At 55.2% G+C, this 23,348-nt stretch carries 16 protein-coding genes; 11 read left to right on the forward strand and 5 right to left on the reverse strand.

Going from position 1 to position 23,348, the window contains the following annotated elements; genetic code table 11:
• Nucleotides 1–152 precede the first annotated feature (152 nt).
• Nucleotides 153–1,976 (forward strand): sensor histidine kinase, encoded by a 1,824-nt coding sequence (locus AC0YOB_RS24040; protein ID WP_475794910.1) that lies wholly within the window; start codon nt 153–155, stop codon nt 1,974–1,976.
• Here the strand turns inward: AC0YOB_RS24040 and AC0YOB_RS24045 are convergent.
• Both AC0YOB_RS24045 and AC0YOB_RS24050 read right to left on the reverse strand, forming a co-directional pair.
• A complete protein-coding gene (locus AC0YOB_RS24045; protein WP_475794911.1) occupies nt 1,951–3,252 on the reverse strand; it encodes a hypothetical protein in 1,302 nt (433 codons plus the stop codon). The two genes, AC0YOB_RS24040 and AC0YOB_RS24045, sit on opposite strands and share 26 nt — an antisense overlap.
• Nucleotides 3,230–3,772 carry a sigma-70 family RNA polymerase sigma factor gene (locus AC0YOB_RS24050; protein ID WP_475794912.1) on the reverse strand — a complete coding sequence of 181 codons (543 nt, stop codon included), beginning with the start codon at nt 3,770–3,772 and terminating at the stop codon, nt 3,230–3,232. The genes AC0YOB_RS24045 and AC0YOB_RS24050 overlap by 23 nt, the downstream gene beginning before the upstream one ends.
• Nucleotides 3,773–3,986: 214 nt before the next feature.
• Here AC0YOB_RS24050 and AC0YOB_RS24055 point away from each other — a divergent pair, with 214 nt between their 5' ends.
• The 9 genes from AC0YOB_RS24055 (at nt 3,987) to AC0YOB_RS24095 (ending at nt 18,042) form a co-directional block, all read left to right on the forward strand.
• Complete coding sequence (locus AC0YOB_RS24055) at nt 3,987–5,351, forward strand: ABC transporter substrate-binding protein (RefSeq protein WP_475794961.1); 1,365 nt, start codon at nt 3,987–3,989, stop codon at nt 5,349–5,351.
• Nucleotides 5,352–5,477: 126 nt separating this feature from the next.
• Entirely contained in the window at nt 5,478–6,347 is an 870-nt protein-coding gene (locus tag AC0YOB_RS24060) for a carbohydrate ABC transporter permease (RefSeq protein WP_210045216.1), read from the forward strand.
• Nucleotides 6,347–7,165: a carbohydrate ABC transporter permease gene (locus tag AC0YOB_RS24065; protein ID WP_475794913.1), complete on the forward strand. Its 819-nt coding sequence runs from the start codon at nt 6,347–6,349 to the stop codon at nt 7,163–7,165. Before AC0YOB_RS24060 ends, AC0YOB_RS24065 begins: the two co-directional genes overlap by 1 nt.
• A 21-nt stretch (nt 7,166–7,186) precedes the next feature.
• A complete protein-coding gene (locus tag AC0YOB_RS24070; RefSeq protein ID WP_475794914.1) occupies nt 7,187–8,788 on the forward strand; it encodes a response regulator in 1,602 nt (533 codons plus the stop codon).
• A 16-nt stretch (nt 8,789–8,804) separates the two neighbouring features.
• Nucleotides 8,805–10,535, forward strand: coding sequence for a glycoside hydrolase family protein (locus tag AC0YOB_RS24075; RefSeq protein ID WP_475794915.1), 1,731 nt, complete (start codon nt 8,805–8,807; stop codon nt 10,533–10,535).
• Nucleotides 10,536–10,932: 397 nt separating this feature from the next.
• Nucleotides 10,933–11,613 carry an aspartate/glutamate racemase family protein gene (locus AC0YOB_RS24080; RefSeq protein WP_475794916.1) on the forward strand — a complete coding sequence of 227 codons (681 nt, stop codon included), beginning with the start codon at nt 10,933–10,935 and terminating at the stop codon, nt 11,611–11,613.
• Nucleotides 11,606–12,892 (forward strand): ribulose-bisphosphate carboxylase large subunit family protein, encoded by a 1,287-nt coding sequence (locus AC0YOB_RS24085; RefSeq protein ID WP_475794917.1) that lies wholly within the window; start codon nt 11,606–11,608, stop codon nt 12,890–12,892. Before AC0YOB_RS24080 ends, AC0YOB_RS24085 begins: the two co-directional genes overlap by 8 nt.
• 45 nt (nt 12,893–12,937) lie before the next feature.
• On the forward strand, nt 12,938–14,701 hold the full coding sequence (locus AC0YOB_RS24090) for a four-carbon acid sugar kinase family protein (RefSeq protein ID WP_475794918.1): 1,764 nt from the start codon (nt 12,938–12,940) through the stop codon (nt 14,699–14,701).
• Between the two features lie 170 nt (nt 14,702–14,871).
• Nucleotides 14,872–18,042 carry a glycoside hydrolase family 2 TIM barrel-domain containing protein gene (locus AC0YOB_RS24095; protein WP_475794919.1) on the forward strand — a complete coding sequence of 1,057 codons (3,171 nt, stop codon included), beginning with the start codon at nt 14,872–14,874 and terminating at the stop codon, nt 18,040–18,042.
• Nucleotides 18,043–18,052: 10 nt separating this feature from the next.
• Here the strand turns inward: AC0YOB_RS24095 and AC0YOB_RS24100 are convergent, their stop codons facing one another.
• Nucleotides 18,053–19,309 (reverse strand): MFS transporter, encoded by a 1,257-nt coding sequence (locus AC0YOB_RS24100; protein WP_475794920.1) that lies wholly within the window; start codon nt 19,307–19,309, stop codon nt 18,053–18,055.
• A 342-nt stretch (nt 19,310–19,651) separates the two neighbouring features.
• Between AC0YOB_RS24100 and AC0YOB_RS24105 the strand changes: the two genes are divergently transcribed.
• Nucleotides 19,652–20,935, forward strand: a complete 1,284-nt coding sequence (locus AC0YOB_RS24105) for an MFS transporter (RefSeq protein ID WP_475794921.1) — start codon at nt 19,652–19,654, stop codon at nt 20,933–20,935.
• Between the two features lie 57 nt (nt 20,936–20,992).
• On the opposite strand, the gene AC0YOB_RS24110 is transcribed toward AC0YOB_RS24105, so the two are convergent.
• Both AC0YOB_RS24110 and AC0YOB_RS24115 read right to left on the reverse strand, forming a co-directional pair.
• The gene (locus AC0YOB_RS24110) at nt 20,993–22,297 is read right to left on the reverse strand and encodes an SEC-C metal-binding domain-containing protein (protein ID WP_475794922.1); all 1,305 of its coding nucleotides are present in this window, start codon (nt 22,295–22,297) and stop codon (nt 20,993–20,995) included.
• A gap of 72 nt (nt 22,298–22,369) precedes the next feature.
• Nucleotides 22,370–23,227 (reverse strand): helix-turn-helix domain-containing protein, encoded by an 858-nt coding sequence (locus AC0YOB_RS24115; RefSeq protein WP_475794923.1) that lies wholly within the window; start codon nt 23,225–23,227, stop codon nt 22,370–22,372.
• Nucleotides 23,228–23,348 lie beyond the last annotated feature (121 nt).

A 23,348-nucleotide genomic window follows, 5' to 3' on the forward strand; every position in this document is an offset into this window, starting at 1 on the left:
GAGTCTTATAAAGAGGATCGCAAGCGTAAGCTGCGCCGCCTGTTTGGGCTCTGGCTGTTTTTTTCGGAATGTATAAGCTTCAGAGGACGGCTAAGCCGTTTCTTCCAGATCGTTGTGACAGCGGTTTCTTTTTTTGAAGGAGGCTTCCCCCCATGCTGAATCTAAAGCGTGAACGGTGGCTGTCGGGTCGAATCCGCCCCTTCTTTTCCCGGCTCCGCACGCGCCTGCTGCTTAGTTATTTTGTCATCATTTTATTATGTATTGCCCTGGTGGGCGCGGTGTCCTTCTATATCTCCTATCAAACGATGGCGGAGCGGGTGGAGTCGGCCAGTCTGCAGATTATTCGCCAAATCGAGAACAATATGGATAATGATTTTCACAGCAAACGCAATATATTGCTGGCTCCTTATTACACGCAGGAATACATCGACGGCATTAACGCCTACCGGGAAATGAGCGAGGAAAACAAGTTTCTTTTCCGCCAGGAGCTGGGCAATTTATTCCTCAAGAGCTTTAACATTACGCCGATCCGTGATTTCATCCGCTTCCAGATCTATTACAGCGGGGGCGAGCTGATGGGAGCCTCGGATGATTTCAAGCCGGAAAGCGCCGCACAGGTGCGGAATTCGGAATGGTATTTGCGCACCGTGTTGAAGGACGGAGAGGTGTTCTTCAGCGGAGAGGTCGGAGACAGCGCGCCGGGCGCCGCCAAGCAGACCGCATACTCTTCCTCCATTCTCATTCGCGACTTCTCCAATCCCGACCGGTTCATTGTGGTCCGTGTGGAGTATGCCGCTGATCTGTTCAGCAGTATCGGGCAGAATGACGGGCTTTCGCCGCATAGCAGCATTTTGATTCTGGATGAAAATAACAAGCTCGTGTACGCCTCGGCTGACAGCTCGCAATATGAGTCCGATACCGCTCTTCTCAGCCGGATGAATGATAATACGGGGAAGTTCTGGTATAAAAAAAACGGCAAGGACGACATGCTCGTCTCGTATACCCGTTCGGCCTACTCGGATTGGAAAGCCGTGCTGGTCATGCCGCGCAGTGACATTACCGGTCCGCTCAACCGGATCAAGACAACCGTGATCGCTACCGCCATTATCGCATTTGTCGTTACCTTTCTGATCTCGCTGCTGTTCGGGCGCAGCATAACAAGGCCGATCCTGAACGTCTACAAAACCGTAAACCGGATCAAGCGGGGGGACTTCTCCATCCGTCTGGAGGTGGGGCGCAATGACGAAATCGGCAGAATCGCCAGCAATTTCAACGCGATGCAGGATGAGCTGCAGCATCTGATTGAAACCAAATACATGAACCAGATCAAGCTTCAGGAGGTGGAGCTGGCGATGCTCTATTCGCAGATCAATCCCCACTTCCTGTATAACACGCTGGACAGCATTCGGGCCATGTCCGATTACTATAAAGTCAATGATATCGGCGAGATGGCCCAGGCGCTCGCGGATATGTTCCGCTACAACACGAAGACCGGCGACGAAATCGTCACGCTCCAGGAGGAGCTGGTGCAGATTGACGCCTATATGAAAATCCAGGGCATCCGCTTCGAGGACAAGATTGCTTATGAGCTGGATATCGAAGAGGATGCATACCGTTTCCCCCTGCTGAAAATGACCCTGCAGCCGCTGGTGGAAAACGCCGTCTTCCACGGCATCGAGCGCAAGCGGGGCAAAGGCACCATCCGCATCTGTGCAGCGGCTGCAGGGGAGCGGCTCCGCCTCACGGTCAGCGACGACGGAGTCGGCATATCCGAGAAGCGGCTGGGCGAGCTTCGCACAAGGCTGGGCCACCCGCTTCATCAGGAGCCGTTCACAGCCTCGGCGGCTGAAGGAGGAATCGGAATCGGCAATGTATATGCCAGATATGCGATCCGCTATGGCGCTCATTTCGAGTTCTCGATCGAGAGCAGGAAGGGGACAGGAACAACGATTACTCTGTTATTCCCCGAGGCTTGACGGAGGCATCGGGGAAATAAGCGGCGGCGGGAAGCCGGAAGCTCCAGGGCCCCCGGAATACGATCTGCGGATCATGGATCTTTATGGTCGTCATGGTGCGCTTAGGATCAATCTCGACATAAAAGTTCTCATAGGTACCATTTTGCATATTGATTTTGCTGCTGCCCGATCCGTCAATCTGGAAGCTGAGCAGAGAGCGGGCTGCATGCTCGTCATAATGGAAATCCACATCCAATCTGAGCTGGTTGTCTGCGATTCGTTCTACTCTGGTGATGGTGACGGGAGACCCGGCGATTTCAAAGGTTTGATTCAAATCCTCAACCGTTTCGGCGGGAATACGGATGGATGCTTCATCCTGATAGCGAACGTCGATTTCCGGCAGAGTCAGGGTATATTCACCTGACTGGCCCTCATCCGTCAAAGGGAAATAAAATTCTCTCGCAGGAGCGGAAATACCGGGAATAACTTCAATATCAAGCTTCATTCCGCTCCCGTCTGCAACATATAACTTTTGATTCTCGCGCCCATAGATGCCATGGATGCCGTAATCGTTGACGCTAAGCGCCTGCGACGACTGCGAGACCAAGAATATCTTCCCTTTGTCGCCCGCGCGGTTGGCAATGGCAGTTATGGATAAGCCGTTAACATTGGCCGTTTCTCCCATATCCGAGTAGCTTGCATAGGACTCGGCCTTGATCAGAGGGAGGGGGATTACGACCTGATCAGGCTCAGTTCCGGCTACAAGCTTCACTTGCCCTTGAAGCTCCAGCTTTCCTTTGTAATAGAAGGAGCTGTTCCATTCGTTAATGCCCCAAGAAGCAATGGAATCGGGAATCACGTAAGATTCTCCCTGGGCGTCTTCGATGGTTACAGTTTCAAGCCTGGGCGTCTTCGTTCCGTTCATGGTGATATAGGTCATTTCGGCATCTATCAATACGCCGGTGACGGTAATCTTGCCTTCACCCATAATTTCGGTTACAGGATCCTGGAGCACAAACCGCTCTGGCTGGACATCTTCTTCTGTCATCATGCCGATACCCGGCACATATTGAAGCGCTTTGTGAATGGCAGCCCATACATGTGTGTTGAATACAGAAACAGTGAGCACAATCAGTGCCAGTGCCGCGGCGGCAATCCATGCTCGGCTTGATGAATATCGTCTGCGCCTTGCACGGGGGAGTTCAGCCTCGGCTTGTTGAATGCCGAGCAGGACGCGCTCATGGATATCAGGAGGAACAGCCATATGATCCAGTTCATTTTTCCAATTGCTGCTCATAGCTCTCTTCCTCCTTTGCCAGCACGCGCAGTTTTTTTAAAGCCCTGTATAATATCGTTTTCACCGTACCGAGCGGGAGCTCGAGCAGCTCGGAGATCTGTTTGATGGTGAGATCCTGGTAGAACCGGGTGATGATAATCGTCTTCTCATCCTCATCGAGAGTATCGATGAAATCCTTCAAGGATAAGGCGAGCGGAACATTCTCCTCCTCCATTGATGCTGGGGATTGGGGATATTCATCCAGCAAGTGGACGGTTTTCTTTCGCTGCTGCAGCAAATTCAAGGAGCTCCTGATGGCGATGCGGAGAAGCCAGGTTTTGAAATAGCGCGGTTCCCTTAGGGCCGAAATCGATTTGTAAGAACGGTACGCCGTATCCTGCACAACGTCCAAGGCATCCTGCTCATGATTCAAATAAACGAACGCAATCCGGTAAATATCCTGCTCGTATTGCCTGAACAGCCTGATAAATGCTTGCTGATCGCCCTTTTGAGCTTTCCTGACTAGCTTGACGATGGACATCACCCGCTTTTTCCGCTCTATATTGTATTAGACCTACTTTTCCATGATTTGGCTCTTGGCGCAATTTATTTTTTTCAACAGCTGCCGGCCTCCGGCAAAAGTAAGAATATTCAACATTATGGGTCAAAATCGTGGATATGGCGGGGGTAAGCGCTTACTTATAATGAAGATGTAAGCGATCTCAACTATCGAGAGGGTGTCCAAATTGAGAAAAATGAAGATTGCAGCAGCATTATTGACGATCTGCCTTGTTGTCTTGTCGCTGGCCGCTTGCGGAAGCAGCAATAACAACCAGCAAAACAATGGCAATTCGGCAAGCGCTTCCAACGCTCCGGCAAACAATGCGGCAGGCGCGGATGAAGGAGAGAAGGCGAAGGATCCGGTTACGCTGTCCTTTGTAATCTCCAACACGGAGGATACGGTGCCGTATACGAAGATTTTCGAGGCTTACGAGCAGAAGACCGGCAACAAGGTGGAGCTGCAGGCCCTGCCCGGAGGCGATTATGACAACCTGATCAAGACGCGCTTCTCCACCGGCGACTTCCCCGATCTGTTTCTGATGCAGCCGGGAACGAAGCAGTATGTCAAGCTCAGAGCTGACGAGACCTTGAAGGACTGGTCGGGCGAAACGGGCGTATGGGATAACGTTATCGAGTCGATCAAGGAGTTCCAGACGGATACGAATGGCAAGGTTTACGGCGTGCCGTTCGGCAATACCGGCATGATGGGCGTATTTTACAATAAAGATGTTTTTGCCAAAGTGGGTGTTGCGCCGCCGAAGAACTACGCCGATCTGATTGAAATCGCCAAGAAAATCAAAGCGGCGGGCATTACGCCTTTCTATGAAGGGGTCAAAGACGGCTGGCCGTCGCAGGTCTTTTATTTTACAGGCTGGGTGTCGGATGTGGATCCGGCCGTTGGCGACGAGGGAGTCAACAAGCTGAACGCCAATGCGCTTAAGCTGAGTGAGATTCCCGAGCTGAAGACGCTGTTCGAGAAACAGAAGGAATTGAAGGATCTGGATCTGTTCCAGAAGAATGTCATGGCCGGCACTTACGATGAGCTGCAGAATGAAATGGGCGACGGCAAGGTTGCGATGGCGTTCATGCTTGACGGCATTGTGCCTCAAATGGAGAAGAAATTCGGCAAAGAGTTCGTTACCGACAAATTGGGCTTCTTCCCGTTCCCTTCGGATACGGATGAAGGAACTGCCATGATTACGCCTCCAAACCAGCTGATGGTTCCGACGAAGTCCAAGCATTACGATGCGGCTGTGGATCTGGTGAAGTTCATGATTGAGAAGGATAGCGTCAATATGTTCTATGCGAACCACCCGGGCATTCCGATTTTCAAGGATGCGACAAGCGTCTTGTACCCGGTGCAGGAAACGGTGCAAAAGTTCATCGATGACGGAAAATCGAAGGTGAATGTACAGAACCGTCTGACGGCCTCCTTCGGGGATTTCGCCAAAACGCTGCAAAATTTTTTCCTGAGCGGCGATGTAGACGCAGCGATCAATGAGTTCTCCGACAACTATCAGAAGGATGGCAAAGCCAAACGTCTGGCAGGCTTCGAATAAGCTTCACCCTAGAGCAAATTAACGTCCCCCAAACATAAAAGGAACAGAAGGCGACTTGGGCCGGAAGCTGTGCTAGCTTAAAGCCCAAGTTGGCCTCAGCCTAATGAAAGCAAAGGAGGGGGTGGCATGGAGAGACGCAAATACCCGCTTTATTTTGTTTATCCAGCGCTTGTCATCTTTCTGATTTTCTTTATCGTGCCTACTCTGTCAGGCGTGTATTACAGCTTTACCGATTGGAATATCAATGCGGATACGATCAAGTTCATCGGCTTTGACAACTACGCGGCGCTGTTTCATGAGCCCCGGCTGAAGACGGCGCTGCTCAACACGCTTATCTTTGCGGCTGCGGTGACGGTGCTGCAGAATGTGCTGGGCATTGCGCTCGCACTCGTCATGAACGAGAAGCTGGCTCTGCGCAATCTGCTGCGGATGGTATTTTTCATGCCGTATGTCATTGCGCCGCTTATTATCGGATATATTTTCCGCGCGATTTACCACCCGGAGCATGGGATCGTCAATCAGATACTGGATGCGGTTGGCCTGGATTTCCTCATGCAGGATTGGCTTAATGATCCCAAATATGCCTTGTTCTCCGTTGTAGCCACCGATCTGTGGCGAGTTGCCGGGTTCTCGATGGTGGTATATCTGGCCGGCTTGCAGTTTATTCCGAAGGATCTGACCGAATCGGCCTCGATTGACGGGGCCAACTACTGGAGCCGCTTCCGGCATATTGTATTTCCGCTGCTTGCTCCTGCGTTTACGGTGAATGTGCTCCTGTCGCTGATCGGTTCCATGAAGGTGTTCGAGATGGTGATGGTGCTCACGGACGGCGGTCCGGGCTACTCGACGGAGGTATTCAACACGTATATCCGCAGAATGTTCAGTCTCGGTGAATTGGGATCGGCAACGGCGGCTAATCTTCTGCTGTTCGTCCTCGTAACCGCGATCGGTGTTCCCGTACTGATGGCGATGAAGAAAAGGGAGGTTGAACTGTGATGCAAAGAAGCGGAAGGCTGATCGCGCTTGAGGTTGTGGCCATCCTGCTGGCGCTTGTTATTTTGCTTCCCTTTATTATGATTCTGATCAATTCGGTCAAGGATATCCGCGAGTCTGCGCTGTTTGGCTTCAACCTGCCGGGCAAATGGGTGTTTAAGAACTATGCGGATGTCTATGATCAGGCGAATATTCTGCGGGGCTTCAAGAACAGCGTGCTGATCTCCGGTCTCGTCATTGTTTGCGTGAACCTGTGTGCTTCGATGGCGGCGTTTGTGATTCAGCGGCGCAACAGCCGATTTCTGCAGGGCGTCTATTACGCTTTTATCATGGGCCTCATTGTCCCGGTATCGATCATCCCGACCATCAAGCTGATGGGCGATTTGCATATCAAAGGCACATATTTCAGCATCATTATGTATTATACGGCTGTCCTGCTGCCCTTCTCTGTGTTTCTCTTGGTCGGCTTCATGAAGTCGATTCCCCGGGAACTGGATGAGGCGGCGCTCCTGGAGGGCTGCGGATTTTTCCGGCTTTATTTCCGAATCATCCTGCCGCTGCTGGTGACGATTCTGGTCACGGTCACCATCGTGGTCATGGTCTCGGTGTGGAATGATTTCTTCGGGCCGTTCTATCTCGTAACGGACAGCACCAAGTGGACGATCGTCCTGCAAATATACAACTTTGTCTCCTTGTACAGCACGAACTGGGGCATTGTGTTTGCTTTTATGGTCATCGTCGTTGCGCCGGTGCTGATTATTTATTTGCTGCTGCAGCGTTTTATTATCGACGGACTGACAGCCGGGTCATTGAAAGGCTAGCCGCCAAGGGAGGAGCAGGACATGCGCAGTGTAATGGTTGTGGATGACGAACGCTGGATTCGCCGGGGCCTGATCCAGTCCATCCCTTGGGACCGGCTGGGTCTTGAACTGGCCGGAGAAGCGGGCGACGGGGAGGATGCCTATCAGATGGCGCTTGAGCTTGCGCCTGACCTCCTGTTTCTGGATATGCGGATGCCGGGATTGGACGGCAAAGAGCTGCTTGGCATGCTGAGCCGCGCCCTGCCCAGGCTGCTCACGATCGTGGTCAGCGGCTATTCGGATTTTGAATATACCAAAGAAGCGATCCGCCACAACGCCTTTGATTATTTGCTGAAGCCGGTGAAGAAGGATGAGCTTGCAGGCGTGCTGGAGAAGGCTCTGACGCAGCTGGAGCAGCTTGACCGGCAGGAGCAGATGCAGCGCAGGGCAACAGAGGGGCAGTTTGAAACCTGGCTGTCGCATGCGCTGTTCCATGAGGCTGCGGAGGCCGCGCAGGAGCAAGCCGGAGAGGAAGAGACGGATGAGGGGATTCCCGCCTGCTGGAGGGAAGGGGAATTTGCCGTTTGGGTGGGCAAGCCGGACCGCTATGCGGATGATAACACTGACCCGCAGCGTCTTCTTGTCTGTATGGAGGAAAAGCTTGCTCAATCGCGCGCTTTCTTCTTCGGCGGCCAGTGGGCCTTTGCCCTGACCCGGTCTGCGGGAGGAAGCGGGGAGCTCGTGGCCACAATAGCCGCCGGCCGGCTGTCTCAGCCGGAGCTGTCTGTGCTGCTTGCGGATGTGCAGAGCAGGCTGAAGCAAGCCTGCGGAATCAGCATAAGCTTCGGCGTCAGCGGGAAGGCCGACCGTCCGCGCCAGCTTCGGGATGCTTACCTGCAGGCGCGAAAAGCGCTGGCGGACAAAAGCCTTGGCGATTGCGGCGTTGTGCTCCCGGCGCGGGAGACCGCAGCTGCCCGGGCCTTCGTTTACCCGCATCACCTGGAGCAGAGCTTTCTCCTCGCGCTGCAGATCGGCAACGGAGAAGACGCCCGGCAGGAATTCGAGAAGCTTTTCGCCGCCTTGTCAGGACCGGAAATGACGGTCGGGCAGCTGCAGCGGGGAGCATCCATTCTGATTCATTCCATTGAGAAGCAGCTGCAAACGGCGGAGAAAAGTCTGGCTGAGCTGTGCGGCAGCTATTCGCTTGCGTTGTCCGAGATGTTCCAAAACCGCAATGACGCTGCATCGGTGAAAGCCGTGTTCACCCGGGAGATTATACCGGCGGTACTGCATTGTTATGAGCAGCAGGGCGACAACCAGGGGGAGAAGATTGTCCGCGAGGTGGAGAGGCTGATTCAGACCCATTATGACCAGACGCTTTCACTGCAGCAGATTGCCGAGAGCCGCTACCTGAACCCGGATTATTTGAGCAGGCTGTTCAAGAAAACGACAGGCAGCAATTTTGTCGACTATCTCACGGATACCCGTATCCGCAAATCGATCGAGCTGCTGCAAATCCCCGGCTACAAAAACTATGAAATCGCACAGCTGGTCGGCTACGAGGATTACCGCTATTTCAGCCAGATTTTCAAGAAGAAGACGGGCAAAACCATTGGCGATTACCGCCACTCGGGCTCCCATTAACGACAAGGAGGAAGCAATGATGAAAACACGCCAAATACCGGATACGCTGATGCTGGAGGAACGCGCCGGCCATGCCCTGAATGCCATTATGGGGATGGCGGACGAGGACTTTAACGGCATACCTTTTTTTGCCGCCAATCTAATGACCGATCCTGCCAACCTGACGCACGGGGATTGGGATTATGGATCCTCCCACGGCCGCATGATCGATGGATTTATTCTGGCCCGGCATATGTCCGGCGAGACGATCGGCGCAGAACAGGAGGCGCAGTACCGCGCTAATTTTCTCTCTTTTTTCCATGAGGACGGCCTCAGCTACAGGCAGATGAATCCCAATCGAAACTGGGAGCCCAATGCCAATCTTATCGATCAGCGCGCCGTCATTTTATCCCTCACCACCTGGTTCATGGAAACAGGCGATCCCAAGGTCAAGGAAGTGGCGGATAAGCATGTGGCGGCGCTGAAGCGCATCGCGATCAAGGAACGGGATGTGTGGTACTATCCGGCATCCGAGTACAAGGAAGATGGCTGGCCGTCCAAAAACGCCATGCTGCTGCGGCTTGCGCCCGATCCGGCGGCATTCTGCGGCAGGCTTGTCATGCCCCTGCTGAAATATCATGAGCTGACCGGCAACCAGGATGCCTTTGAGCTGTGCCAGTATTTTACCGCTCTTATTGTTCAGCGCAGCGGCGTGTTCAACGAGGACGGAAGCTTTAATGATGCGCTTGCCTATCGCAGCGGACATTTTCATACGCGTCTTGGCACGCTGGATGCCATCGCGCGATTTGGCGTGTTCACCGGCGATGCCGCGCTGATCAGCTGGGTCAACAAAAGCTATGAATGGGCATTGACCAAATGCACGGCTTTTGGATGGACCCCTGGGGACCTGAAAGAGCAGGCCTATGAGCATGAGACCTGCTCGCTGGTCGATCTGATCGCAACGGGCATCACGCTCGCCAAGAGCGGCTACACCAAATATTGGGGAACGGTTGAGCGTTTTATCCGCAACCACCTGACCGAGTCGCAGCTGCTGGAGATGGATTGGGTGAAGGAAGCCGACGATCGTTCCGGCGATGTTCCGGGATGGCTTACGCATCATAATATCGCCCAGCGTACGCGCGGCGCGTTCGCCGGCTATTCGGCGCCAAATGATTTCTGCTGCGATGTTAGCCATGGCCGGGGGCATACAAATGACTTGCAAATTTGCTGTCTCGGCTCCGGAACGCGCGGTTTGTTTATGGGATGGAGCAATACGATTACCGAGAAGAACGGTGCAGTCAGCGTCAATTTTCTCTTGAACCGCGGCTCGGTATGGCTGGATGTGGGCAGCTATTTGCCGCATGAGGGAAAGGTTGTACTGCATATTCACCGCGATCTTCCGCGGCTCCAGATACGGATTCCGGAATGGGCAGGTTATGCCAAGGTGGGCTATGTGCGCGAGCGTGAAGGCAGCGAGGCAGTCAGCGGCCGCGGCAGCGATTCCAGCATGTGGGTCAATGAGCATTTTCTAACGCTGGGGGCCGCGCAGGCCGGCGAGACGATTACGGTTACGTTCCCGCTGTCTTCGCGCACAACGATTGAGAACGCCATTGGCCAAACCTTCGAGACGCATTGGCGGGGCGACGATGTCGTGAATATTTCGCCGAAGGGAACCCAGCATCCCTTCTACAGCGGCCGCAAGGTATACGATGAGGCGCCGCTGAAGGAGGGCGATTACCGCCGACTGGAGCGGGAGTTTGTCTGGTAGGGGTGTTAGCCAAAGGATAATGGCGCTTTGACGGGGCGATGCGGCCCGACCGGGACGCCGCGGTATGGAGGAATCGTCCCGATGGTCCAGTGCGATGAGACTGGCGCGGATGGTCCAGTGCAATGAGGCTGTCACGGATAGTTCAATGCGATGAGACTGGCAGCAATGATCCACTACAATGGGACGGATTGCCCATGCAGCCCAGGTGTTCTGCCCTGATGCGACAGGCTTGGGGCGATTCGTCTGGGATAATGCCGACTGAATTCAGAATCTTTCTGACCGGATAATAACAAATATGAGCCGCAGAGGCCAGGACCCGGTTATGCCCGGAGGTCTGCCTCACGCGCGGACTCGGGCAGCAGGAAATCCGCTGCATCAGGAGAGGGGAACGACAGGGATGAGAACGGTTGTAGCTATTTATACAGGCCAGGGTCTGGCCGAGCCGCTGAAGGCGGTTTTCAAGGAAATGCTGCCGGATTGCCGGCTGGTTAACATTATCGACGACAGTCTGATCGGCGATGTGGTGAAGGCGGGACATGTCCCGCCCGGCGTCGCCCGGAGGCTGGTGCAGTATTATCATAACGGGGAAGAACTGGGCGCGGACGTGATTCTGAACACCTGCTCATCCGTCGGTGAAATTGCGGATGACGCCCGCAAGCTGATCGGAGTGCCAATTGTCAAAATCGACGAGTCGATGGCGGCAATTGCCGCCGCAGGTTATGACCGCATTGCGGTGCTGGCGACGCTGCCTTCCACCCTGGACCCGACGCTTCGCCTGATCGGCAAGCAGGCGGAGCTCGCAGGCCGATCCGTCACGCTTATCAGCGGACTGGCCGAGGGCGCTTTCGATGCTCTGGTAGGGGGACAGCCCGAGGAGCATGACCGCATTTTGCTTGAGACTGCCATTCGGGTTTGCAACGATGCCGATGTGCTGGTGCTGGCGCAGGGCTCGATGGCCAGAATGGAGAAGGCGCTCGCGGATGCTACGGGCAAGCCGGTGCTGTCCAGCCCGCGCCTGGGTGTCCAGCAGGTGAAAGAGGTGCTTGACCGGTTGGATGAGGAAGAGCGCCATGTCTGAGGGTATGAAGGAACCTCATGAAAGCAGCGACCGTGTCACGGCAGTCTATCTGGTCGAGACGCCTTATTCGCTGGAACGGGCAGCCGAAGTGATCGCAGGCGAGCAGTCGACAGGCACCTTCACGGCAGTGCCGGGAGAAACCGCGCGGCTCAAGGAGCTGCATGGAGCAAGAATCGAGCGTATAGAGCCGCAGGGCGAGAGCGCTCTGCCATCGCTGCCCGGGGCCAAGCTGCCTGCCGGACATGACGGCAGGTATAATCGCGGCCTCATCAGCGTATCCTTCCCGCTGCATAATTTCGGGCCTTCGATTCCCAACCTGATGTCGGCGGTTGCGGGCAATCTGTATGAGCTGCAGGAGCTGTCCGGCCTGCGGCTGATGGATCTGGAGCTGCCGCAGGCGTTCGCGGACCGCTATCCGGGGCCGAAATTCGGCATAGCCGGAACCCGCAGGCTTGCCGGCGTCTATGACAGGCCTATCCTCGGCACGATTGTGAAGCCGAGCATCGGCCTTGCCATGGAGGACCTGCAGCAGCTTGTCGGCGACATGGCCTTGGCAGGGATGGATTTTATCAAGGACGATGAGCTGAATGCCAATCCGCCCTATGCTCCGCTTGCAGCGAAGGTGAAGGCGGTCATGGAAGCGGTGGAACGCGCTGCCGACAAGACGGGCCGCAAATTGATGTATGCCTTTAACATCACCGGGGATATCGAGGAGATGCGCCGCCACCACGAGGTCGTGGTGGAAGCAGGCGGCAGCTGCGTCATGGTCAGCATCATGAGTGTCGGGCTTGCGGGCCTGGCGCATTTAAGCAGCTACAGTGAAGTGCCGATCCATGGCCACCGCAATCAGTGGGGGTTAATGACCCGCTCGCCGCTTCTGGGGATGGAATTTACAGCTTTCCAGAAGCTGTGCCGGTTGGCCGGGGCCGATCATCTTCACGTCAACGGATTGAACAGCAAGTTCTATGAAAGCAATGAGTCGGTTGTCCGTTCGATTCAAGCCTGCGCAGCCCCTCTTCTGGGCGGCTATGAGACGATGCCTGTCGTCTCCTCTGCCCAGTGGGCGGGCAGCGCTCCGGCAACCTATGAAGCGATCCGGTCCGTTGATGTTATGCATCTGGCCGGGGGAGGCATGCTGGCCCATCCCGATGGTCCGGCAGCCGGATTCCAGAGCATGAAGCTTGGCTGGGAAGCGGCTGTGCAGGGCATCGGACTGAATGAGTATGCGCTGAAGCATCCGGCGCTGAAGCGGGCAATCGAGAAATACGGAAGAAGCTGAAGCAGCCGTATGGTGCAGCGGCAGTAAGGAGGCGGCCTTGAGCGTATGAACGAAGAGATGGCCCATGATGGGCGTCAGAAACAACGTAGTGGTCAGGAGCGCACCAGGCAGCTGGAGGCGCAGGAATTACGGCGGGATACACAAGGGACAGGGGCTGCAGGCACTTCCGGGGAATCACAGATGACGGACACCTTTCTGGGAACGCGGACGACAGACAAGTTCGGAGATGTCCGGATGTTGGACGCGTCCGGGGAATCGCAGACGACGGATACCTTTCTGGAAATGCGGACGACAGGCAATCTCCGGGATGCACGAATTATGGACGCATCCCGGGACGCCCGGATTGCGGATGCATCCTCGAGAATGCAGACAACGGGCACACCTCATGAGGCATGGACAGCCGGTATGTCCATCGATGCCGGCGGGAAACAGCGCCGCCGGCTTCTCTGTTATTACGGCGATGATTTTACCGGATCGACGGATGTACTGGAATCGTTGTTCCGGGCGGGCCTCGAGGCGGTGCTGTTTCTGGAACCGCCCACGTCTGGGCAGCTGGAGGACGGGCGCTTTGCGAAGATGGATGCTTTTGGCGTTGCGGGGGTGGGAAGGTCGCTCACGCCGGATGAGATGGAGCGGGAACTGAACCCGATCTTCGAGACGCTGAAAGCTGCGGGAGCAGCCGTCGTGCATTACAAGGTCTGCTCCACCTTCGATTCCTCGCCGCATGCCGGGAGCATCGGCAAAGCGGCCGAAATCGGACGCGGGGTATTCGGCGGCCGTTATATTCCGCTGCTTGTGGGCGTTCCTTATTTGAAGCGGTATACCTTGTTCGGCCAGCATTATGCGGCGGGAGGCGGGACGGTCCATCGGCTGGACCGGCATCCCACGATGTCGCGGCATCCGGTAACACCGATGGATGAGGCCGATCTCCGTCTGCATTTGCGGCGGCAAACGGAGCTTCCTATGGCGCTGATGGACATAACTGAGCTTGAAGGTCCGCTGCCGCAAGTGCGTGAGAATATGGAGAGCAAGCTGGCAGACGGGCAGCCGGCCCTTCTTCTCTTCGATGTGCTGGATGAGCAGCGGCTGGAAACAGCCGGAAGGCTGATCTGGGAAGAGGCAGGCAGGCTGCCGGCCGATGAAAGTCTTTTTGTGATCGGTTCCTCCGGCGTGGAATACGCGCTTGGCGCATGCTGGAAGGCGGAGGGACTGCTTCCGGAGCAGGCATCCAGAGAGGACTGCGCGCAGCCGGTCGACAAGCTGCTCGTTGTATCGGGCAGCTGCTCGCCTGTAACGGAAACACAGATCAAGCACGCGCTGGGGGCAGGGTTTGCCGGAATCCGCGTACCCGTGCATGAACTGATCCACCCCGGACGGGCTGAAGCGGCGCGGGAACAGCTGATGGAGGAGGCCCGCAGCCTGCTTGCAGGCGGCGGCAGCGTCGTGCTTTATTCCGCTATGGGCCCAAGCGACGCTAGCATCGGCGAACTGCGGAAGACGCTGGCGGAGCTTGGGATCCGCTCCGAGGAGAGCAGCCGCCTGCTCGGCATGGAGCTGGGCGTGCTGGCCAAGCGGCTGATCGCCGAAACGGGATTGACCCGCCTGTTGATCGCCGGAGGCGACACCTCGGGCTATGTCATGCGCGAATTAAACATCTCCGCTCTTGAATGTATGGCCGCGCTGACGCCGGGCGGGCCGCTGTGCCGGGCTTACTCGGCGGATCCGGTCTATGACGGGCTAGAGCTGGTGCTTAAGGGCGGTCAGGTCGGCGGCGAGCGTTTTTTCGAGCAGGTTCTGCATGGTCGTTAAATGATGGTTTAATGAAGGGCCGACTAGACGCCTCCCGCACAGGAGGGGCTATCGGCCCTTTATCTGATCGTCCGGAAGAAACTCGCTTCGCCGGAAGAGGACGGCGATAGCCGATTGTCTGCTTGTCATCGTTGTGAAGAACATCTCTGCTATGAAAGGACGGATTTAGGATGGATATGACGAAGAGACCGCTGCCGGACTGGGCGAATCTGGCCGTGCAGCAGCGCGGCAGGGTGGAGCCGCATGCGGATTTGATTCCTTACGAGTCGCTTGATACGGCGCTTCAGGGGAAACGCGAGGCTTCCGCTTATTTTCAATTGTTGAACGGGAACTGGCGGTTTCATTATGCGGAGTCTCCTGAAATGGCGCCGGAGGATTTTATGGCCCGGACTTATTCCGATAACGGCTGGCCCGAAATTCCGGTGCCGGGTAACTGGCAAATGCATGGCTGGGGGATTCCGCATTACAGCAGCTGCCCTTACCCGTTCCCCGTAGATCCCCCGCATGTGCCGGCGAATAATCCGGTCGGCTGCTACCGCACGGCTTTCCGGGTGAAAGACAGTTGGGCGGACAGGAAGATCCGTCTTATGTTTGAAGGCGTGGATTCAGCCTTTCATTTGTGGATCAATGGAGAGCCGGCGGGATACAGCCAGGGAAGCCATTTTCACAGCGAGTTCGATATAACGCGCTTTCTCGTTCCCGGCGACAATATTATTGCCGTGCAGGTCTATCAATGGTGTGATGGAAGCTATCTCGAATCGCAGGATAAATGGCGGCTGAGCGGGATATTCCGCGACGTGTACCTGCTTGCTTTGCCTAATGTGACTGTTCGTGACGCCTTCGTCCAAACCCGGCTGGATGAATCTCTGGAGGAGGCGGAGCTGACCATAAGGCTGAATGTGGCCGAGCTTGCGGCTGGCAGCGGGTATAGCACAAGCGGCTGGACGCTGCAGCTTGCCCTGCTTGACGCCGAACATCATCCAGTCGTGTCACGCAGCGAGACCGTTCAGTTCCCGGACGGTGAGAAGGAGCTGATCATCCCGATCAGCGAACCGGTCGCCTTTCCCAGGACATGGACGGCCGAAACGCCGTATCTGTATACGCTGCTGCTATCCTTATTCGATGCGGGCGGACTGCTGCAGGAAGTGAAGCGGATTGCGGTCGGTTTTCGCGATATCCGGATTGAGGACGGCAGGCTGCTGGTGAATGGACAATCGGTAATCATCAAAGGCGTCAACCGCAATGAGTTTGATTCCCGCCGGGGTTATGTGACCTCGATGGAATCGATGATTCAGGATATTGCGTTGATGAAGCAGCATAATATGAACGCCGTCCGCCTCTCGCATTATCCCAACGACACAAGGTGGCTGGATCTATGCGATCAATATGGCCTTTATGCCATCGATGAGACGGATCTGGAGACGCACGGGTTTCATTTTACCGGCAATGAAAGCTTCCTGGCGCAGCAGCCGGAATGGAAGGAAGCCTTCATTAGCCGTGCCAAAAGGATGGTCGAGCGTGACAAAAATCATCCGTCCGTCATCATCTGGTCGCTCGGCAATGAATCCGGCTACGGGCCGAATCACGATGCGATGGCGGAATGGATCAGAGCCTGCGATCCCACCCGGCTGATTCATTATGAGCGCGCTTATGAAGCTCCTGTCGTCGACATTGTAAGCTCCATGTATCCGGCGGTCGGGACATTGATTGAAGAAGGGCGCAAGAGCGACAGCCGTCCTTTTCTCATGTGTGAATACGGTCACGCGATGGGCAATTCAACCGGCAATTTGAAGGAATACTGGGAGGCAGTCTACACCTATCCGCGGCTGATCGGCGGGCTGATCTGGGAGTGGGCGGATATGGCGGTCTTACGGAGCGGGGAGAATGGAGAGGAATGGTACGCTTACGGCGGCGATTTCGCGGATGAGCCGCACAGCGGTTCCTTCTGCCTGGACGGGCTGTTGTTTCCGGATCGGAGTTCGAAGGCTTCCATTCTGGAATACAAGAAGGTCATTGAGCCGGTCAAAATCAAAGCAGTGGACGCGGCGGCAGGCCTCATCCTGATTCATAACCGGTACGACTTCCTTACTCTGGAGCATTTGCAGGGCGAATGGATGCTGCTGCGCAGCGGCGTTGTCCTGGAACAAGGCGAGCTTCCCCGCCTGCATACGGCGGCGGGCGCGGAGGAGCAGGCTGTTCTCCCCCTGGCTTGCACCGACTTTGACCCCGCTTCTGAATATTGGCTCCATGTCCGTTTCACCCTGCGCAGCGATACTTCCTGGGCACCGGCGGGACATGAAATTGCCTGGTCGGACCTGACCATCGGGCCAAAAGCGGCCAGGCTCACAGCTTCTGCATCTGCCAAGGTAACCGCCGGCAGGCCGCAATCCGGCTCCGCACCTGTGCAGGCGGTCACCGCAAAGCCGCAATCCGCCTCATCAGCTGCCCCTGCGGCAAACAGGCTGCTCTCTGTCAGCGAAACTCCCCGGTCTGTGTCTGTGGAAGGGGAGAATTTCACTTGGAGCCTCAGCAAGCTGGATGGTTCCATCCAGTCATGGGATTACGGCGGGCATGCGCTGCTGCTGGCTGGTCCGAAGTTTAATTTCTGGCGTGCGCCGGTTGATAATGATGTGCACTTGGCAAAAGAATGGATCAAGGCGGGCTACGACAGGCTCATTACGTGGGGGCGCGGCACGGAGGTGCAAATCCGGGAAGACGGGACGGTCCGCATTCAAGTTGAGGGCGTGATTGGCGCAAGGGGAGAACCGCCTGCCTTTCACTCGATGCTTGTTTATACCCTCTTCAGCAGCGGGGAAGTTCATCTGGAGGGTACAGTTGTGCCGAAGAAGGAAGGTCTCCCGCCGCTTCCAAGGTTCGGGCTGGAGCTGAGAATGCCCGGCGGATATGATCAGCTTTCATGGCTTGGCAGAGGACCGCATGAATGCTATTCCGACCGCAAGGAGAGCGGCAAGCTTGGCCTATTTGCAGGCACGGTTGAGGAGCAGTTCGTCCCCTATATCAAACCGCAGGAGAATGGAAACAAGTCCGAGGTGCGCTGGGCGGTATTGACCAGTGCCGGGGGAAGCGGCCTGCAATTCAGCAGTCCGGGCTATTTTGATATGAGCGCGCATCATTATTCCACGGAGGACCTGACCCGGACCCGGCATGTTCATCTGCTGACAAGGCTGGATGAGACGGTCGTCAAGCTGGATATGGCGCAGAGCGGAATCGGCAACCACAGCTGCGGTTATGCGCCGACGCTGGACGCTTATCTGATTCAGCCGGGCAAGCAGAGCTTCGAGCTGCAGATCAGGCCTTTGCCTAATCAAAGCGGAGTCTGAATAATCCCCGTTAAATCGCGCCGCCGCGTTTATGCAGATACCGGTAAAGAAGCACGCTGATCAGCATGCACAGCAGCGCGCAGAGGGCGATGAACAGATATCCGGCCTGCAGGCCGCGCAGCAGTCCCATGCCGGAGCCGTCCTCCTGCGTGAACAGGTCCTTGGTCCATTCCGTGATTCCACCGATCAGCAGATTGCCAATGATGCTGGCAATGCCCATCATCGTGACGGTGAAGGTAATGGCGGTATCGCTGCTGCGGGAGTAGTACCGGGCCAGGTAGGCCATAACTGTCGGATAGATCGGGGCGATGCCGGCGCCGGCCAGCGCGAACAGGAACGCGCCGGGCTCGCCGGCCGCAATGGCTGCAATGGTGCAGATTCCGGAGCTGCCGGAGAAAATGATGAGCGATCGTATGAAGCCGATTTTGTCGGTTACAGGCCCAAGCACAAGCCGCGCCGCCGTAAAACAGATAAAGAAGGCGGACAGCATGCCGGCAGCGGCCGTAGGGGTCCAGTCATAGGCTTTCTCCAGGAAATTAACCAGCCAGCCGCCGACGGCAAGCTCCGAGATGACCCCGAACGAGAGAATGCCGACAATCAGCCAGGCTGCGGGATCTTTCATGTAGGAGGCGTAGGAGACTCTATCCTCCACCGCTACGGTGTCCCTGGGAAAGGCCGCGAACAAAGCGGGTATCATCGGGATGATGGACAAAGACATCATGACCAGATACATGCCGCCCCAGCTCAAGGTCATATCGAACAGATGCAATCCCATCAGCATGGATGCGAATAGTGGAGCCACCACCGAGCTGAGACCGTAGAAGAAATGCGAGAGATTCATCATCATGCCGGTATTTTTAATGAATATGCGCGCTGTTAAGAGAGCAAGTCCGATCTCCAGTATGCCGTTGCCGATATACATCAGAAAATAAGAGGCGGACAATGCCGCATAGCTGTGGGAGAGAAACATGAAGACGCCGGACACGGCCATGGAACCAAAGGCCAGAAGCATCGCAAAGCGCAGTCCGAGTTTATTCGTCAGCACAATCGTAAAGCTGCAGGCCAGCAAATAGCCGAGCGAGTTCAAGGAAAGCAGCAGCCCGATCTGCCATTCATCGAGAGCGAAATCCGCCTGCATTCCGGGGAGAGCGGGTCCCTTGCTGTTCTCCGAGAAACCGAAGACCAGGAAGCCGACAAAAACAACAAGCAGCAGCAACAGGCTGTTCCAGCGTTTGGCTGGCTGTGTTCTGGATTCTTCTGAGTTCACGAAGCAGCCTCCATCATCCATGATAGATAATTCCGGTGTACAAGCTTGCGATCCGAACAGGTTAGGTCAGTGACATGGAATCTATCGGCTATTGTAACATGAAAGGCCATATAGCTCTATGAATAAGATGCGACAAGGAGAGAAAATAAAAAAGCGATGATTGGGATCACAAATAGGAGACGTATTTAACTCTGCCGCCGCAAAAACAGCCTGTTTTCCCGCATATTCCGGTCCATATCGGGATGTAAGCCTTTTTCCAGGCCAAAATCACTTGGAGAAAGGAAATAAAAGCGCTTTCCGCTGTGATACAATATTAGGTATTGTTTACATTGGAGAGGGCGAATGTTGATGCAGCCGAGCACGCGGTTCAGATTGAATTTCTCAAGAGGTACAGGTATCGAGCCCCAGTACAGGCTGAATAGTGAGGCGATTACCGCTCTGTTCGTACACGGCTGCTTCCAGTTCGGGGCCTCGATGTCGGGGTTGTTCCTGAATCTTTACCTATGGCGCCTGACACAGGACCTGACGGTTAACGGCACATACAACATCGTGGTCTACCTGTTTACGCCGCTTGCGTTTGCAGCAGGCGGGTGGATTGCCAAGCGCAAGGACAGAATGGTCACTTACCGCCTCGGCATTGCGACGATCGCCGTATTCTATCTGCTTGTGGTTATCGCACAGGAGAAAGTCGCGGAATATTACATCCTGTTCGCGATCTTCAACGGTATTGCGGGAGGGTTTTATTGGACGGGGTATCTGGTGCTGATGTATGACGTGTCGAACGAGAGCAACCGACTGCGCTTTCTGGCCATCAACATGGTCGTGTTCAGCACTGCAGGACTGATCGGACCTGCGCTCGCAGGCTTTATTATACAAATGAACGAGGGGCTTCAAGGCTATATCCTGACGTTCCTCATCGCTTCCATCATGTTCGTTGTGGCTGCCGTTGTCAGCTTCCGCATCAAGGCTTCTCCCTCGCATCACAAGGCTTATCATTTGCGTCTGATGGGCCTCTTGATGCGCAAGGAAAGACTGTGGCTGCAGGGGCTGATCGCGTTTTTCGTCATGGGCCTATTCCAGGGGATCATGCTGTTTTTGCCGAATATATTGCTGCTGCAAACCGTAGGCAGGGAAGATTGGGTCGGCTATTTAGGGGTGTTTTTCTCATCGCTGACGGTCATTACCGGTTATATCATTTCGAAAAAGGCGAAGAAGGAGCAGGCCCGCAAATATGTGCTCATGACCTCGACAGGCGTGCTCATCGGCGCTTCCTTCCTGCTGTTTGAGGTGCATCTCTGGACCGTTATGCTGTTCATGATCATGTTCTCTATCTGCAATCCGCTGGTGGGCAATTCGCTGACGTCCTATTATTACCGGCTGATCGGCAAGCTGCCGCTCAAGGGCCAGCTGCGCGTTGAATCCGTGGTGATGAGGGAGGCTTTTTTGAACGCCGGGCGGGTGGTCTCGATTACGCTGCTGATTGTATTATCCAAGGATCTGGATTCCGTCTGGCTGCCGATTGTGCTCGTCAGCATGGCCGTCCTGCAGTATGCCATGTACTGGCTGATCCGCGAGGAGTCCGAGCCCAAGACCAAGCAGGTTCGCACACGAAGAAAGTCAATGTAAAAAAGGACGGGCTCAGAGGGAAAAGGATTCCGCTTTGAGCCCGTCCTCCGGGCCGGTCTATTGGCCAGCCATCCACTCAAGCAGCCGCGGCAGCTTGATCCACAGCTGGAAGTGGCTGTTTACATATAGTGCGGCTTCATATGAATCTCCCGGACTGTACAGATCGGGCATCGTCTCCGGCAAAGGCATCAAGCCAAGCAAATAATCCGGCACATGTATGTTCGCTTTCCGCGCATTCCGGTAGAGCATCTTCAGCCTGGCCGACTTGCCATGGCGCAGAAATTCCAGAATGACGCGGTCATAGGCGAAGGAAGCGTCCATATCGTCCTCATAGGTCTCCAACAGCCTCTCTGCATCATCCAGACGCTTCCTGTCCAGATAAACGGCCAGCAGCAGATATCTGGCTCCCACATTATCGTCCGGGGACAGCGACAGCAGATCTTCCAAATGATGGACCGCTTCTGTCTGATTCTCCAATTCCCAGCACAGCTCGGCATAGGCGAATTTGATCCGGATATAGGGGCGCGTCTCGTGAATAAGCCAGAAATCTCCCCGGTTCTCCGCGATAAATCCTTCACCCAGGTCAAGCTCCGCTGCTTGCAGGCCATGCCTCAAATAAAGATAAGCCTGCTCCGGATCGGAAGTGGCCCCCGCCAGCAGCAAATAAGCATCGGCACAATACGGGTTCAGTTCCAGCAGATGCTGAATAAGATCCAGACGCTGCCTGCGATCCGGCTGCAGTTCGGCCCTCTGGAGAAGCTCGTCCGCAAGCTTGATTGATTTCAGCGGCAATGCATCTCTGGATTTCTGCGAAAGCGGCGGAAGCCGGAATACCTCATGATCAAGGTCTTCATGGTCCCCATTCTCGTATTCATCCAGCATATCGCCATAATGGTTCTCGGCGAATTCATTGAGCTCCTGGAACCGCTTGGAGATCGTTGCAACCGATACCTCGTATTTCTTTGCGAGCTCCGCTTGGGTGATTATAATCCCGTGCGCCTCGCAGACCAGGTATTCCAGCGCAGCGCAGTAGGCTCCGAATTTGCGGAAAAGGGGCTTCTGCACATTGGAGAATTCGTTCCATAGACTGACCGCTTCAATAATGTGCTGCTCCTCAAAATACGGCTCCATCCCGTCTGTGAGATGATGGGCCAGCATAGGGTACAAGGCATTATGCCATACCATGTCTTCATCAATCAGCGAATGGATCTCGGCTACGGACAGGTGATAATCAAGATCCGGCTCCGGGAGGGCCGCCTCCAGACCCGCGCGCTCCGCGAGCTGGTCCTTCTCCAGGCAGCAGCGTTTATATTTTTGTCCGCTTCCGCAGTGGCAGGGATCATTTCTTCCCGGTTTTGACAAGAGGCTTCACTCCAAACGATTAAATTTAAACAGGCAGATATACGGCTATATGAGCAGGATGACAGCATGCGGCTACTTCGAAGTATATTTGCTGCGGTATTGACGCGGCGTCATTCCTGTTTTTTTCTTGAACAGGGTCTGAAAAAATTTAATATCATTATAGCCTACCTGTATGGAAACTTCACGGACAGACGCAGCAATTCTCAGCAGCTCACAGCTTTTGGCGATCCGCAGCGACTGCATATATTCCGTAAAAGACTGGCCGACGGACTGCTTGAACAACCGCTGAAGATGGCTGACGCTCACATGAATCAGGGCAGCAAGCTCCTCCAGCTTCACATTCCCGTGATAATGCGAATGGATATGCTTGAAAACGGGCTCCAGCTTGCTCACGGTGGACGAAGGGAGTCTTCCCTGCTGCTCGCAGCGGTACAGTACAGACAGCAGCTCAAGCACCTGTGCGCTCAAGATCATTTCACTGCCGCAGAGGCGCAGCGAGTATTCCATAAACAGCTTTTCCATCATGGAAAGAATCTCATCCTGATTGTCCTTGTAATGGTAATAGCGGTATGGATCGAGATGAAACATCCGCTCAAGCCCGATGGTGGAGGGAATGGAATCCTGAAACCGGCGGATAAAGGACCGCTCAAACAGGCAGTTATAGACAATCAGCCGCTGATCTTGCTCCTTGGACATAGGGCGGAATACATGGGGAGTGCCGATCGCAATAACAAAAATATCGCCGCGTTCAACATCAAGCCGCTCGTTTCCGATGTAATGGACCCCTCTGCCTTCGGCAATATACGCAATCTCTACAAAGTCATGGACGTGCAGGGGCAGCGTGAAGGATTCCCTTTCTCTGGCTATGAATAGAGGGAGCTGGTCTCTCCAATAAAAGGAGCCGTTCAGGATCGCCGGTGTGCCTGTCATGCCGCGCGCATCTCCTTAAGCAGGATGGAATCTACCCCTAATTGTAGCATAATCGCCGGTATGTCCGCTTCCTCCGCTGCTTTATAATGATAAGCAAAATCCAAACAGAACCCGTCAGGAG

The sequence above is a fragment of the Paenibacillus sp. JT31N17 genome (assembly GCF_056269255.1).

Excerpts from the sequence above, each read along its gene's own strand:
- AC0YOB_RS24040 (WP_475794910.1), top strand. The coding sequence starts at position 153 with ATGCTGAATCTAAAGCGTGAACGGTGGCTGTCGGGTCGAATCCGCCCC.
- AC0YOB_RS24045 (WP_475794911.1), bottom strand. The coding sequence starts at position 3,252 with ATGAGCAGCAATTGGAAAAATGAACTGGATCATATGGCTGTTCCTCCT.
- AC0YOB_RS24050 (WP_475794912.1), bottom strand. The coding sequence starts at position 3,772 with ATGTCCATCGTCAAGCTAGTCAGGAAAGCTCAAAAGGGCGATCAGCAA.
- AC0YOB_RS24055 (WP_475794961.1), top strand. The coding sequence starts at position 3,987 with ATGAAGATTGCAGCAGCATTATTGACGATCTGCCTTGTTGTCTTGTCG.
- AC0YOB_RS24060 (WP_210045216.1), top strand. The coding sequence starts at position 5,478 with ATGGAGAGACGCAAATACCCGCTTTATTTTGTTTATCCAGCGCTTGTC.
- AC0YOB_RS24065 (WP_475794913.1), top strand. The coding sequence starts at position 6,347 with ATGCAAAGAAGCGGAAGGCTGATCGCGCTTGAGGTTGTGGCCATCCTG.
- AC0YOB_RS24070 (WP_475794914.1), top strand. The coding sequence starts at position 7,187 with ATGCGCAGTGTAATGGTTGTGGATGACGAACGCTGGATTCGCCGGGGC.
- AC0YOB_RS24075 (WP_475794915.1), top strand. The coding sequence starts at position 8,805 with ATGATGAAAACACGCCAAATACCGGATACGCTGATGCTGGAGGAACGC.
- AC0YOB_RS24080 (WP_475794916.1), top strand. The coding sequence starts at position 10,933 with ATGAGAACGGTTGTAGCTATTTATACAGGCCAGGGTCTGGCCGAGCCG.
- AC0YOB_RS24085 (WP_475794917.1), top strand. The coding sequence starts at position 11,606 with ATGTCTGAGGGTATGAAGGAACCTCATGAAAGCAGCGACCGTGTCACG.
- AC0YOB_RS24090 (WP_475794918.1), top strand. The coding sequence starts at position 12,938 with ATGAACGAAGAGATGGCCCATGATGGGCGTCAGAAACAACGTAGTGGT.
- AC0YOB_RS24095 (WP_475794919.1), top strand. The coding sequence starts at position 14,872 with ATGGATATGACGAAGAGACCGCTGCCGGACTGGGCGAATCTGGCCGTG.
- AC0YOB_RS24105 (WP_475794921.1), top strand. The coding sequence starts at position 19,652 with ATGTTGATGCAGCCGAGCACGCGGTTCAGATTGAATTTCTCAAGAGGT.
- AC0YOB_RS24115 (WP_475794923.1), bottom strand. The coding sequence starts at position 23,227 with ATGACAGGCACACCGGCGATCCTGAACGGCTCCTTTTATTGGAGAGAC.